Raw genomic sequence first — 12,795 nt, forward strand, 5'->3', positions numbered from 1 at the left:
GACGTCGGGGACGAGATGCGCGCCTACGCGCCGAGATTCGGCGAGGCGAGTGCGAACTACGCGCTGCTGAACCGCGGCAAGCGGGCGTTCGGCGCGGACCTCAAGGATCCGGTTCAACGTCGGCGAGTTCTCGACCTGGCGCGCGAAGCGGACATCGTGATCGAGCAGTTCCGGCCCGGTGTGGCCGATCGGCTCGGCCTCGGATACGCACATCTCCTGGAGGTCAATCCGCGCGTCATCTATTGCTCGATCAGCGGATACGGCCCGGAGGGGGAGTTCGCGCACAGGGCCGGACATGACCTGAACTACCTTGCCGAGAGCGGCCTGCTGGGCGTCGTCGTGGACGGCACGGGCGCTCCCTCGCTTCCGCCGACCGTCATCGCAGACATCGCGGGAGGTACGTACCCGGCGGTCGTCAACATCCTGCTCGCGCTCCGTTCGCGCGATACGACCGGGGCGGGCTGTCACATCGAGCTGTCGATGGCCCACAACCTTCAAATGTTGTCTTACGGCTACTTCGCGTCGTACCAGGCAGGCGACGGCTGGCCGCGTCCGGGCAAGGAACTCCTGACCGGCGGAAGCCCGCGGTACCACGTCTATCCCACCAAGGACGGCCGTCACGTGGCGTGTGCGGCGCTGGAGCAGAAGTTCTGGGACCGGCTGACCGAGCTGATCGGGCTGGACCCGTCGTACCGGGACGACGTCGGACGCGAGCCCGACGTGATCGCCGCGCTCACCGCGCTCTTCGCTTCCGAGTCGGCGCAGCACTGGCGGCAGGTGTTGGGGAACGAGGACGTCTGCACGTCCGTGGTGGCGACGTTCAACGAGGCTGTCGAGAATGGCCTGCTCGACGTCGACTCACCCGTGCGGGTTGCCACGCCCACCGGCGAAGCATCGTTCGGCGCCCTGGCCATGCCCATCTCGCGAGCGCTCCGCAAGCAGCCGTCAGCCGAGCCCTACCCGGTGTTGTCGCCGCTCGTGGACGGTACGTCCTGGGCCCATCCGGGAGCAGACGCGTGAGGACCGTCATCTGCCGCGACTTCGGTCCACTGAGCTCGCTGCGCGTCGAAGAGCTGCCGGATCTCGAGCCAGGTCCGGGCGAGGTCGTCTTCGAGCTCGTCGTCGACGGGCGCATCAACGGCGCCATCGACCGCACCTTCGGGCTGGCCGAGGCCGGCGACGCACTGCAGTACGTCAAGGACGGAAAGGCGCGAGGCAAGGTCGTCATCACGACCGGCCTCGGATGACCTTTCCGGCTACAGCCAGCGGTCGCCCCTCATCTGGTCGCGACGGTTCATGAAGGGAACAGGCGATGCAGGACGCATTCGTTTACGCGTCGGTCCGCCCCCCGTTCGGAAGGTTCGGCGGCAAGGCAGCGCATGCGCTTGCTCCGCAGGAGTTCGGTCTGGCCCCCATCGAGGCTTCCAGCCGGGCGCTGGCGCGAGCGGGCATCGGCTGGTCTCACGTCGGCTGCGTCGATCGGAACCCTTGCCCGGCGACTGGTCGAGGACAACCACCGCTGGGGCATCGCCTCCATCTGCATCGGCGTCGGCCAAGGCCTGGCCGTCGTCCTCGAGAACGTGACGAATTGATCGGAGCAGCGCATTGAGTAGTCGGGTAGATCCAATCGACGAGGTTCCCGCCATCGTGGGGGTCTACGGCGGAGGACGCATGGGATCGGGAATCGCGCACGCGTTCCTGACCTCAGGCGCCACGGTGCGGGTGGTCGAGGTGTCCGACTCCGGTGCGGACGCCGCGAGGTCTCGGATCGAGGCCAGCGTGTCAACCGCCGTCAATCGCGGATCCGTCGGCGGCACCGCCGGTGAACACCTTCAAAGGCTGTCCGTGGGCTCGGATCCACGGGGACTCGCGGGCTGCGGGCTGGTGGTCGAAGCCGTTTCCGAGGAACCGGAATTGAAGGCGGATGTGCTCCGCGCCATCGAGGCCAATGCACCCTCTGCATGGATCGGCACGAACACCTCCAGCCTTTCGATATCAAAACTGGCCGAGGCCCTACACGACACGTCTGCGCTCATCGGGCTCCACTTCTTCAACCCGGTGCCGGTGAGCGACCTTGTTGAGATCGTCGTGACCGAGTCGACAAACCATGTACTTGAGCTGGCCGCTCAGAGCTGGGTGCGAGCGCTCGGCAAGTCGGCGATTGTCGTCAAGGACAGCCCGGGATTCGCCAGCAGCCGACTCGGCGTCGCCATCGCCCTGGAGGCGATGCGCATGTTCGAAGCGGGGATCGCTTCAGCCGAGGACATCGACGCGGCGATGACACTCGGCTACCGGCACCCGATGGGGCCGCTTCGAACCACCGACCTCGTAGGGCTCGACGTCCGTCTGGCCATCGCGGAACACCTCAACCGCGAGCTCGGTCCGCGGTTCGAACCGCCTTCCATCCTCCGTGAAAAGGTCGCCTCAGGGCACCTCGGCCGAAAGACAGGCCGCGGCTTCTACGACTGGTGAGCACTTCGCCGCGCGACCGGCGGACTGACGGAGGCTGCGTCCACGGACGTGGTGTACGAATTACCGGGAAAACGGCGAGAGCCCGCCCGATCAAGCCGATCGGACGGGATCTCGGCAACTTCCCTCAGGCCGTACAGAACACTCAGATCGCGATTACCGCACCCGGCATATGATCACCCGCGCCGCAGCGGTTATGGAGCGGTATCCATCGCGAAATCTGAGTCAGATCTCGATTCAGCGCGTCATAACCATCACACAGCCCTGAGGTGGAAACACCCGGCTTTCCAATGTCCGCGAGGATCATTATTTTGGGCAGTGATGGAACACGTCGCCGCTCACGATGCGCTGCCAGGTGATCCGGGCCGGATCGGGCCCTACACCATCGTCAGCAGGCTGGGAGAGGGTGGCCAGGGTGTCGTCTACCTGGCCAGGTCCGGCAACGGTGCGCCGGTGGCGCTGAAGGTGCTGCGCACTGACCTTGATCCGGGAGCGCGGCAGCGCTTCACCCGGGAGTTCCAGGTGCTCCAGCGGGTGTCGGGTTTCTGTACCGCGCGGCTGCTGGACGCCGATGTCACAAGCACGCCACCGTACCTGGTCAGCGAGTATGTCCCGGGTCCCTCACTCCACTCCTATGTCAGAGAGCACGACCCCCGAGGCGAGGCCGAACTGGAACGGCTGGCGGTGGCGACTCTCACCGCACTGACCGCGATCCACCGAGCCGGCATCGTGCACCGTGACATCAAGCCGCAGAACATCCTGATGGGGACAGACGGTCCACGGATCATCGACTTCAGCATCGCTCGCGATGCCGAGCCTGCCTTCACCCCGCATTCCGGCTCCGCCGTACGCGGTCGTGGGCAGGACCCCGTCGTGCTGGGCACACCGGCCTTCATGGCCCCAGAACAACTGTCGGACGGCAGGGTCGGCGTCTCCGCCGATGTGTTCGCCTGGGGTGCCACGATGGTCTACGCCGCGACCGGCGCCTACCCTTTCGGCGGCGGCGCGTCCGCGGAGGTTCTCTACCGGGTGCTGCACACCGAGCCCGACCTGGGCTCGCCTGTCATGCTCAGCGGAGCATTGCGGACCCTGGTCGCCTCGTGCCTCGCCAAGGACCCGGCCCAACCCCCCTCCGCTCAGGATCTCGTCCACAGCATCATGGATCAAGGTCGCGCCGACTCTCCCACGCTCGCCCTACCCCGTCGGCGGGGAAACCTTTCCGCACCATCGGTGCTCGCGCCCACTCCCCCGGTGCCGACACCGGCCTTCAACCGAGGTCGGAGGCTGACCAGGCGACAGACGCTGACGGCGGCGGCGCCGGCCACCGTCGGATTGATCACCTGGCGGCTCTGGCCCAGTGGTGAACCCCGAAGCGGCACATCACCGTCCAGCGCGACGGCGACGGATGCCGTGAGGAACAGCGAACGACCTCCCGCCTACGCGGAGGAAGCCCGCGCACAGGCGGAAATAGCGTTCGAGACCGTACACGGTTTCGACTACCGAACGCTCGGCGACGACTACAGGAAAATCAGGGAGGACATCTACGGACGAGCCGGGCAGGAACTCGGTGCCAAGCTGGTCAAGAACGCCCCCTGGATCAGAACGAACAAGGTGGTCCAGACCGGCATTCCAGGTGGATCGGGCATCGTGACCGCATCCGAGAACCGGGTGGCCGTTCTGGTCCATGGCGAAATCACCACCACCACCGGCGGAAAGAACCCACGGCACGAACTCCGTCCGCTGGTGATGGAGATGCTTCTGGTCGGAGACCTGTGGCGGCTGGAACACATATGGCCGCGAATTCCGGAGCCCGATTCCGTCGAGCAGTCCTCGGGTGAGTGGCCGAACGGTTCGGCCCGCACCATGATGTCCGCCGCTTCTGGCACGACGGGAGCGGGTGTGCGGGCCGTGGCATTCGATGAGAGTTCTGACCCGGCGCGGGTCACCCTGCTGGTGCTCGGCACGGACGGGACCCTCAACCGGGTCACGGTCGTCCGCGCCGGCGACGCCTTCACCGTCGAGAGCACCAAGAAGCTGTCACCCGCTTAGCTGGTGTGCAGCAATTCGGTGATCAGGACGGCGGCGTCTCCCGCCGCCTGATCCTGGCGTTCCCTGCCTCCGGCGTTCACCAGGATTCGATACTTGTCGCTGGTGACGACAAAAGCCACGATGTAGAACGTCCCACGGCTGCCGGCGATCTCGGTGGTCCTCGCTCGGGCCACGGCGCCGAACTTCGCAATCTCCGGGACGTCCATCACCTGCATGTCGGCGCTCTCGTCCTGGCCGGAGGGGGGCTCAATGGTCACGCTGGTGAACGACGGCCTCTCCTCCCACCAGCAGGTGAGTTTTCCTCGTGAGCCGTTCTTGGAGCTGAGCTTCCGGTTGAGCTTCTTCCCCGCGGCCAGCTTGGCCATCGCCGCGGTCAGCCGCTTGTCGCCGCAACCAGCAGGCACCTTCCCCGCCTGCGGCGTCGTTGACGCGGGCGAGGCCGAGGACGTCACGGGTTCGGATAAGGACACCGTCGGCGTGGACGATGATGCGATCGCTGCCTGACTGGAAGCGCTGTGAGGCCTACCGCCGCCACCACCGCCACAGGCGGTGGCAAGCAGACCACACGCGAACATGATGATCATGCGGGCACAGGCCGCTTTCATGAGGACCTCCTGCGAGGGGAGCGAACCCCATTGACGCATAGCCCGTCATGATCGTAAAGCTGTCAGTGCGGAAATTGAATGGACCACGGATAAAACGATGGTGCTGCCGACCCGCGGAGACTCCTTGAGAGACACGATCACGGGACGGCGAGCCACGCTCTATCAATGCAGGTCATCCTTGAAGGAGCGGAGCCGGTCACGTAACGGTGAAAGGCCAGACCTGCCGTTGCATCCCGTGCACTCCCGCCTTTTCCTGTGGTCCCGGCCACGGGTTTCGGACGTGCCGACGAGGGGCCCGGGTCACGAAGGTGTCCGCCACCGCTGACAGGCCTGCTCGTAGAGGGTGGTCAGGAGCAAGTCGCGAGCCTGGCCGATTTCGTAGCGCCGGCCATACCTGCCGGCGTAGGCCGTGAACCAGTCCCGGTCCTGATGCAGGAAGAGCAGGTCGTGGAACGCCATGTTGCGCAAGGCCAGCATGGGGACAGGAGAACGCGCCACAGCGAAGGAGGGGTTCCTGGCTGCCGTCTCGGTGCAATCCGGATGGAACTGGCCGAGCATCAGTCCTCGCCGCACCATCCGGTGCTTGACCATGGCGTGCGCCTCGTCCAGCGCGCTCGTCCGTTCCGGCGACAGTCCGACGATGACCACGACCATCGCGTGCAGTGTCTTGTTGGGCTGAACCCAGGCCATGGTGGTGAATTCGTCGACCAGGTCCTCGATGAGCGCGGCCAGGTGGCCCGCATCGGCGGCGGGACTGATCCGGCGGGTGTCGAAGTGCAGGGTGCCATTCTTGATCGCGGGCATGACGAACGGGCAGACCGGCCCGCTCCGCCCTATCTGTGGATGCGGGAGGGTGAGGAAGTCGTTGATCCATTCCCATCCCGCGGCCGCCTGGCCGATCATCGGATGGCCGCTCCCTCGGCCGTGACCGTCCTTCGCAGCGTGAGCGTCCGTCGCTGTCGCAGCGCGGCCAGACGCCGGAACTCGGCGGTGTCGTTGAGATGTGGAAACGGTTCGTCCGGGATGGCGGCGTCGAGGAAGTCGCAAAGCGGCCGCCATCCTTGCGACACCTCGAAGACCAGGAGTTGGTGCTCGGGGACCCGCGCGCGGACCTCCGCGTTGTGCTTCTGGAAGATCTCCATCGCGTACTGAGAATCTTGGAATCGCCCGCCGAAGACGCCCTCCCAGATCAGCTGGCGGCAGATCTCCCTACGGTGTCGGATGGAGGCCGAGAGCCTGTCCTCCAGCCAGGTCAGAGTGCCGCTGAGGCCGGACTGGGGGGCGGTGTAGCGATAGATCGTCTTGTGGGCGCTGGCATACCAGCTTTGCGGGTCGCGAACGGTGAGCACCACCTTGGCCTTCGGATAGGTTTCCAGCAACTGCTGCCAGTAAGCCGCCGAGGGCCAGTCCACCGCCGAGCGGAAACCGGTGAGCAGTTGGCGCCAGTCGGCTGCCTGGCCGCGGGCGATGGCCGTCCACCCTGCCAGCAGGCGTGGATCCTCACCTAGCGACGACATGTGGTGGCAGGGGCCGTATCCAAGTCGGGTCAAGGCAGCCTGCAGTGAATAGGTGCCGGTACGGCCAAGGCCGGCTCCGATGATCTCTACCATCACACATCCTCGCGTACGGTTGGCATCTCTAACTGGCAGTAGTTGTCGCGGTGAGTCAGATGACTCAGACAGGTGTGCGTGGAACCTACGGAAATAAATGGATTCGAGTATCAGATCCCGAAGAGCGGGAAGCACTGCTCCAGATTGTGGATCTTGATATCGTCCCGTGGCGTCCAGCGGGCCCGATGCAGGCGAAAGCGGCGCCCAACCGTCGCCTCCCCCTGACGGTCGACCATGTTGATCCCGTCCTGTAGGTAGTTGAACTTTCCGTAGACCGCGATTGAGGCGCGGTTGTCCGCGAACGCGACCGTCGTCATGTGTTCGGCACGCAGCCCGGCGAAGGCCAGGTGATGTACTACGGCACGCAGTTCGGTCCCCAAGCCCTGGCCCTGAAATCTGCGTCCCAACCAGGTGGAGGTCTTGATCTCACGTGTGACGGGGAAGTCGACGGCCTTGAGCGCCTGCAGGCCGATCACCTGACCCTCATGGATCACCACGAGACTGAGCGTCCACTGGCTCACGGCGAACTCGGCCCACGAGCGGAAGCACTCCCGAATGATGCTCCTGGCCCGCTGAGCGGGCTCGGCGGCCGACCACGGCACGATGAACGGCATCTCTCCTTCGTCGTGCACACCATCGGCCGCCACATCGGCGAGTTCGTCGAGTTCCGTCAGTGACGGGTTACGCAGCTCCAAGCGGGGCGATGTGACCGACAGGTCGAAGAGTGGCCAGTTGCGCACATTTCCTCAATTGCTCGTGGTGCCGAACACTGGGCGCCGCCGACGTGGCCGAGCGCGCCTGGTCGGCCGACCCGCTGGAAGCGCATGCGCTTTCCCTCCTGGCGCCAGGACCTCGTGGCTGCGACAGGAAGACCGAGACAGGCCGATGGCATGCCCCGCCTCGGACCGGCCCGGGTGTTCTCGAGTCAGTCCACTTCTGGCCGCGCCGTGCGTGGTGCGAGCCCGACATGACACTGTAACGTTACCATGAGTAGTCATCTGACATCGAAATGTAACGTCGGTGTTTCTACATCCGGCAGGGAGCGCCGTCCGAAGCCACGGCCGCAGACAAGACAGGTGCACATCATGACCTTCTCCGAAGCCGCCCCCCTCCACCCAGCCTGGACGCGCATCCCCCTGCGACCGTTCGGCGTCGAACTGATCGCACATGCCCACGACTCCAGCGCGGGTCTGCACCAGCTGCCCGCCGATTTGGTGCAGAGCTTGATCCGCGAGCATCGTCTGATCGTCGTACGTGGATGGTGCGGACCGGCCACCGAAACCGCGTTGGAGGAGTTCGCGCGCACTCTGGGCACTCCGCAGCGGTGGGGCTCGCCACCTGGTAAGACCGTGCTCGACATCCGAATGCGGCCCAATCCCCGCAAGCTCTTCGACGATTCGGGATTCATGCCGATGCACTGGGACGGCATCCACGACCCCACACCCGCACTGGAGATCTTCCAGTGCTTGCAGGCACCCCCAGCTCACGAACCGGGGGCGACTCTGTTCTGCGACACCGCCGGAGTGCTGGCTGACACCGAACCAGCCACCCGAGCCCTGTGGCAGAGCCTCATCTTCCGCTACGAGAGCCGGGATGTCCGCGAGCAGGGTGAGGTGACGCACTCGGTCGAAGTGCCTTTGGTCGTGGCACATCCACACAACGACTTCCCCACACTGCGCTTCCGCGAGCCCATTCCCCACAGCGAGGACGCCACGCGCGTCAGGTCCACGCACCTGGACCAAGTCCCTGATGGACACGACCTTGCGGACATCATGGAGGGCATCCGACGGGCCCTGTACGATACCCGGCACCTGTACCCGCACCACTGGCAGGTTGGCGACCTGGTGATCGCCGACAACCACGCTTTGCTTCACACACGCGAGCCGTACTCACCGACGGTTTCTCGCCACCTGCAGCGCATAACCGTCCTAGCCGATCAAAGCCGCTGACTGAGCGGCCTCGGTGGCCGAGACTCCATCGTCGACCAGGCGGCTCAGCGTGGCCAGTTCGGCGGGCCCGCAGGCCGGGAAAACGACGAGATCCCGTCCGATCGAGGTGATCGGACGGGATCTCGTCAACGCGCTTCAGGCCATCGTAAAACAGCCAAGAGTGGAGCTATGGGGATTCGAACCCCAGACCTCCTCCATGCCATGGAGGCGCGCTACCAGCTGCGCCATAGCCCCTTGCGATGCAGATGAAATCTTAGCCGACTCCGGAGACCTCCCGCGCCATCACACCGGAGACGAGGACGACGAGAGCGGAGGCGATCGCGCTCACGGTGATGATCGCGAAGGACAGGACATAGGCGCCGCGGGTGGGGATGGCGCTGCCAGCGATGGTGATCGAGGTCAGCAGCGCCGCGGTCACCGCGCCGGAGGCGCTGCCCCCGATAGAGCGGACCAGGGAGTTGACACCGCTCGCGATGCCGCTCTGGTCCATGGGCACGTGCTGTACGGCCAGCGCGCCCAGCGCCGCGTACGCGACCCCGAACCCCAGGCCCTGCAGCGCGTTCGCGCCGATCAGGTCGAGCACCGAGGCGTTGAAGACCGTGAACCAGCCGAAACCCGCGGCCGTGACGGCCGCGCCGAGGGCCAGGGATCTGGCGGGGCCGAGGCGGGTGGACAGGTGCCCCGCCATGAAGGAGGACAGCAGCATGGTCACGGTGCTTGGCAGGGCGTAGAGGCCGACGTCGAGGACCGATCCGCCGAAGCCGTACCCGGCCGAGGAGGGGGTCTGGACAAAGCTGGAGACCAGCGTGAAGGAGCCGAACATCGCGAAGCCCAGCAGCAGCGCGGCCAGGTTGGCGGGCAATGACCGGCGGCCGATGAGCAGGTGGAGGCGGATCATCGGCGCCCTCAGTCTGATCTGGCTGAACACCCACAGCGCGCAGACGGCCGCCGCACCCGCGAACAGGCCGACCACCCGCCCTGAGCCCCAGCCCCAGTCGTTTCCCTGGGACACGGCCAGCAGCAGGCAGACGAGCCAGACCGACAGCAGAGATGCTCCGACGAGGTCGAGACGGCCTCCGGCGCTGGTTCCGGTGTCGTGAGCGCTCACGGCGATGAGGAGGACCGCGACCACGCCGAGCCCCGCCGTGATCCAGAAGACCGGGTGGTGGCTGGTGGTGCGGTCGGCGATGAGGCCGGTGACGATCATGCCGAGGGTACCGCCGACGCCCATGGTCGCGCTGACCACGCCGATGGCGGTCATCACCTTTTCCTGCGGAAAGCTGTCCCTGATCATGCCGATGGCCAGCGGGATGAGTGCCGCGGACGCGCCCTGCAGGGCCCGGCCCGCGATCAGCACCGGTAGGGAGACGGACACGGCGCAGACCACGGAGCCCAGGATGAGCAGGCCCACGGTGAACAGGATCATCCGCTTCTTGCCGTACATGTCCCCGAGGCGGGACAGGAGCGGCGTGGCGACCGCGCCGACGAGCAGCGAGGCGGTGAAGACCCAGGTGACCTCTGCCACCGAAACGCCAAAGACGGTCATCAGCCTCGGCAGCAGCGGGATGACCACGGTCTGCTGGACGGAGACGATCATTCCGGCCATGGAGAGCGCCAGCAGGGTGAGCCACAGTTGCCTGCCCCGCTGCACGGCGCCGGGCTCGGCGACGGCCACTCCTGTCATGGTCCCCCTCATCCCCCGCCGACTTCCGCAATGAAATGGTAAATGCCCGTCAGGAAGCGTCATCTATGGGGTCATGTCACGCTTTGGGAAGCGTGATACGTCTTGGGAGCTATGGCCACCGAACGCCTCGAAGAGCGCCGGATCCGCCGAGCGGGCCGGGACGACGCCCGGTGAGCCCATGGGACAGGACCTAGCCGACGGTGGTGCGCATGGTCAGCTCGGCGCCGTCACCGGAGAGTTCGAGGGTCGTGCCGACCGAGCCCAGCTGGGAGGTGCGCGACAGGTGGGTGCCGCCACACGGGATGGCCACCGTGCCACCGGGCAGGCCACAGTGCCAGGTACGGCGGGCGGTCAGCTCGGGCCCCGGGCTCTCGATCCAGACCGGGACGTCAGCCGCGATCCACTCCTTCAGCCTGTTGTCGATCCGCCGGGTGATCTCCGGCAGACTCTCGGCCAGCCCCTCTGCGGTGAACCCTTTACGGCGCAGGGACTTTCCCAGGCGGTAGACGTCGTGGCTGCCGCCCTCCAGGATGCGCGAGGAGGTGATGGCCGTCTGGTCGAAGTCGGGGTTGCCGAGACCGTCCTGGGGGACCTCCTTGCGCCACCGGTCGGCCAGCGCCGCGTTAAGCGCGAGCGCGGTGAGGTGGCAGGCGGTGTGCCCGGCGCAGAGCGCGTGACGACGTCCGGCGTCGACCACCAGCTCGACCTCCCCGTCCGGCACGGGCTCGCCGGTGACGTGGACGACCAACCAGCTCCAACCCGGGGTGCCGCGGCGCACCGGGATGTCCTCGCCGAGGTGGACGGTCCGCTCGCCGTCGGCGACCGCTCCCGTGACGCAGTCGGTCACCGCGAGCCCGGCGATGGTTCCCAGGTCGGCGGGCTGGTCCGGCCAGGTGTGGTCGAGCGGGTGGAACGGGGTCTGGGCGACGATCGTCCCGTGCCGGTCTCCAACGGGCACCCTCGCCACGACCGGGGAACGCCCCTGGACCTCACCCGCCGGATAGCCGACGAGCGTCGATCCTCCGATTTCCATCCCCCCATCATGCCAGGTACGGCCTGCGCCGCCCCCGAGGAGACGCAGGCCGTACCGGCGACGAGGTCAGGCCACGGCGGGTGCCGCATCGTGGCCCGGGATCAGGCGCCCAGGGCGCGCTCGTCCTCCAGGTAGCGAGCACGGCCCGCGTACCAGCCGGTCGCGAACTGCACCCCGACCACCGCGAACAGCAGCAGGAACGGCAGCGTCCAGCCCCCGCTCGACTCGTGCATCACGCCGACGACCAGGGGGCCCGCGCCCGCGATGAGGTATCCGGCGCTCTGCCCGAAGGCGGACAGCGCGGCGGTCGCCTCAGGGGTGCGGGTGCGCAGGGCGAGCATGGTCAGCGCCAGCGGGAACGATCCCATCCCGATGCCGACCAGGATGGCGAACAGCCAGGCCAGGGCCGAGGGGGCGAGCCAGAGTCCGAGGAAACCGACCGTGTAGAAGGCCACGAACGCCACCACGACGGGCCGCTGGTCGGCGAACTTCGAGGCGATCCACGGCACGACCATGGAGACCGGGATACCGATCGCGGTGAAGACGCCCAGCGTGAGCCCCGCCTGGCCGGTGGTGTAGCCGCCGTCCACGAGGATCTTCGGCAGGAAGCCGAACATGATGTAGGCGACCATGCTCTGCGTGCCGAAGTAGGCGGCGACCGCCCAGGCGAGCCTGCTCCTGACCAGGGTCCGAGGGCCCAGATCGTTGCTGCCCGTGTCCCGCTCCGGCTCACTGCGCAACAGCGCAAGCCACGGAATGGCGGCGACAGCGGCCAGCGCCGCCCATACCCCGAGGGCAACGTGCCAGTTGCCGTCGGCGGCCCGCTCGATCGGCACGGTCGCGGAGGCCGCGAGCATCGTGCCGACCGCGAGGGCGGTGGTGTAGACGGTGGTCATGGTCCCGGCCCTGCCGGGGAAGTGACGCTTGATCAGGGTGGGGATGAGCACGTTGCCAACGGCGCCGCCGGACAGCGCCAGGGCACTGCTGAACAGGAACACCTCGGCCGAGCCGACCATCGCGCGGACGAGCAGCCCGGCACCGAGGGTGATCAGGGCGATCAGCAGCAGCCGGTGCTCGCCGACCTTCCGGGCCAGCGCCGGGGTCAGCGCACCGACCGAGGCGAAGATGAGCACGGGTAGTGTGGTGAGGAGCCCGACTCCGACGCCTGACATGCCCAGGCCGGACGAGATGTGATCGAGAACCGGTCCCACACTGGTGACCGCGGTGCGCAGGTTCAGTGCGGCGAGGACGATTCCCAGCACGAGCAACCAGGCCAGAGATCCAGTCGTTCCACCGGTGCGGCCCCGAGTCTGATGGGTTAGCACGCTCATGCGGGGTTCAGTCCTCCTTCAATCGATTCACCCAATCGTAGGATGATTGGCTGACTCCAACTGTA

The 12,795-nt window shown here is 66.7% G+C and carries 14 protein-coding genes and 1 tRNA gene; 6 read left to right on the top strand and 9 right to left on the bottom strand.

The features are described from left to right. The 4 genes from AB0395_RS31400 to AB0395_RS31415 all read left to right on the top strand — a co-directional run. Nucleotides 1-1,020 (top strand): CoA transferase (locus tag AB0395_RS31400; RefSeq protein WP_366287329.1); only part of this gene is annotated, 1,020 nt, incomplete at its 5' end. Next, nucleotides 1,017-1,247 carry a zinc-binding dehydrogenase gene (locus AB0395_RS31405; RefSeq protein WP_366287331.1) on the top strand — a complete coding sequence of 77 codons (231 nt, stop codon included), beginning with the start codon at nt 1,017-1,019 and terminating at the stop codon, nt 1,245-1,247. The genes AB0395_RS31400 and AB0395_RS31405, both read left to right, overlap by 4 nt. A 400-nt stretch (nt 1,248-1,647) precedes the next feature. Continuing rightward, the gene (locus tag AB0395_RS31410; protein WP_366287333.1) at nt 1,648-2,472 is read left to right on the top strand and encodes a 3-hydroxyacyl-CoA dehydrogenase family protein; all 825 of its coding nucleotides are present in this window, start codon (nt 1,648-1,650) and stop codon (nt 2,470-2,472) included. 318 nt (nt 2,473-2,790) lie between these two features. Beyond that, complete coding sequence (locus AB0395_RS31415; protein ID WP_366287335.1) at nt 2,791-4,518, top strand: serine/threonine-protein kinase; 1,728 nt, start codon at nt 2,791-2,793, stop codon at nt 4,516-4,518. On the opposite strand, the gene AB0395_RS31420 is transcribed toward AB0395_RS31415, so the two are convergent. Continuing rightward, on the bottom strand, nt 4,515-4,775 hold the full coding sequence (locus AB0395_RS31420; RefSeq protein WP_366287337.1) for a hypothetical protein: 261 nt from the start codon (nt 4,773-4,775) through the stop codon (nt 4,515-4,517). The two genes, AB0395_RS31415 and AB0395_RS31420, sit on opposite strands and share 4 nt — an antisense overlap. Here AB0395_RS31420 and AB0395_RS31425 point away from each other — a divergent pair. Next, nucleotides 4,768-5,022 (top strand): hypothetical protein, encoded by a 255-nt coding sequence (locus AB0395_RS31425; protein ID WP_366287339.1) that lies wholly within the window; start codon nt 4,768-4,770, stop codon nt 5,020-5,022. The two genes, AB0395_RS31420 and AB0395_RS31425, sit on opposite strands and share 8 nt — an antisense overlap. Before the next feature lie 401 nt (nt 5,023-5,423). Here the strand turns inward: AB0395_RS31425 and AB0395_RS31430 are convergent, their stop codons facing one another. From AB0395_RS31430 to AB0395_RS31440, 3 genes are all read right to left on the bottom strand, one after another. Continuing rightward, the gene (locus AB0395_RS31430) at nt 5,424-6,026 is read right to left on the bottom strand and encodes a DUF6875 domain-containing protein (protein WP_366287341.1); all 603 of its coding nucleotides are present in this window, start codon (nt 6,024-6,026) and stop codon (nt 5,424-5,426) included. Continuing rightward, on the bottom strand, nt 6,023-6,733 hold the full coding sequence (locus AB0395_RS31435) for a sulfotransferase family protein (RefSeq protein ID WP_366287343.1): 711 nt from the start codon (nt 6,731-6,733) through the stop codon (nt 6,023-6,025). The genes AB0395_RS31430 and AB0395_RS31435 overlap by 4 nt, the downstream gene beginning before the upstream one ends. Before the next feature lie 110 nt (nt 6,734-6,843). Further along, a complete protein-coding gene (locus tag AB0395_RS31440) occupies nt 6,844-7,473 on the bottom strand; it encodes a GNAT family protein (RefSeq protein ID WP_366287345.1) in 630 nt (209 codons plus the stop codon). Between the two features lie 345 nt (nt 7,474-7,818). On the opposite strand from AB0395_RS31440, the gene AB0395_RS31445 reads away from it, so the two are divergent. Then, entirely contained in the window at nt 7,819-8,682 is an 864-nt protein-coding gene (locus AB0395_RS31445; protein WP_366287347.1) for a TauD/TfdA family dioxygenase, read from the top strand. Here AB0395_RS31445 and AB0395_RS31450 read toward each other — a convergent pair. The 5 genes from AB0395_RS31450 to AB0395_RS31470 form a co-directional block, all read right to left on the bottom strand. Beyond that, nucleotides 8,662-8,811: a hypothetical protein gene (locus AB0395_RS31450; RefSeq protein WP_366287349.1), complete on the bottom strand. Its 150-nt coding sequence runs from the start codon at nt 8,809-8,811 to the stop codon at nt 8,662-8,664. The genes AB0395_RS31445 and AB0395_RS31450 overlap by 21 nt on opposite strands. Before the next feature lie 32 nt (nt 8,812-8,843). Then, nucleotides 8,844-8,916 (bottom strand) — tRNA-Ala (locus tag AB0395_RS31455). A gap of 19 nt (nt 8,917-8,935) precedes the next feature. Continuing rightward, nucleotides 8,936-10,366, bottom strand: a complete 1,431-nt coding sequence (locus tag AB0395_RS31460; protein WP_366287351.1) for an MFS transporter — start codon at nt 10,364-10,366, stop codon at nt 8,936-8,938. 190 nt (nt 10,367-10,556) lie between these two features. Beyond that, nucleotides 10,557-11,399: a metal-dependent hydrolase gene (locus AB0395_RS31465; RefSeq protein WP_366287353.1), complete on the bottom strand. Its 843-nt coding sequence runs from the start codon at nt 11,397-11,399 to the stop codon at nt 10,557-10,559. Nucleotides 11,400-11,500: 101 nt separating this feature from the next. Continuing rightward, nucleotides 11,501-12,730: an MFS transporter gene (locus tag AB0395_RS31470; protein WP_366287355.1), complete on the bottom strand. Its 1,230-nt coding sequence runs from the start codon at nt 12,728-12,730 to the stop codon at nt 11,501-11,503. Nucleotides 12,731-12,795: the final 65 nt, after the last annotated feature.

The organism is Streptosporangium sp. NPDC051023 (assembly GCF_040689595.1).
In the GTDB taxonomy this organism is placed as follows: Bacteria; Actinomycetota; Actinomycetes; order Streptosporangiales; family Streptosporangiaceae; genus Streptosporangium.

Coding starts and splice junctions, on each gene's coding strand:
- AB0395_RS31415 (WP_366287335.1), top strand. CDS start 2,791: ATGGAACACGTCGCCGCTCACGATGCGCTGCCAGGTGATCCGGGCCGG.
- AB0395_RS31425 (WP_366287339.1), top strand. CDS start 4,768: ATGGTCACGCTGGTGAACGACGGCCTCTCCTCCCACCAGCAGGTGAGT.
- AB0395_RS31430 (WP_366287341.1), bottom strand. CDS start 6,026: ATGATCGGCCAGGCGGCCGCGGGATGGGAATGGATCAACGACTTCCTC.
- AB0395_RS31435 (WP_366287343.1), bottom strand. CDS start 6,733: ATGGTAGAGATCATCGGAGCCGGCCTTGGCCGTACCGGCACCTATTCA.
- AB0395_RS31445 (WP_366287347.1), top strand. CDS start 7,819: ATGACCTTCTCCGAAGCCGCCCCCCTCCACCCAGCCTGGACGCGCATC.
- AB0395_RS31460 (WP_366287351.1), bottom strand. CDS start 10,366: ATGACAGGAGTGGCCGTCGCCGAGCCCGGCGCCGTGCAGCGGGGCAGG.
- AB0395_RS31465 (WP_366287353.1), bottom strand. CDS start 11,399: ATGGAAATCGGAGGATCGACGCTCGTCGGCTATCCGGCGGGTGAGGTC.
- AB0395_RS31470 (WP_366287355.1), bottom strand. CDS start 12,730: ATGAGCGTGCTAACCCATCAGACTCGGGGCCGCACCGGTGGAACGACT.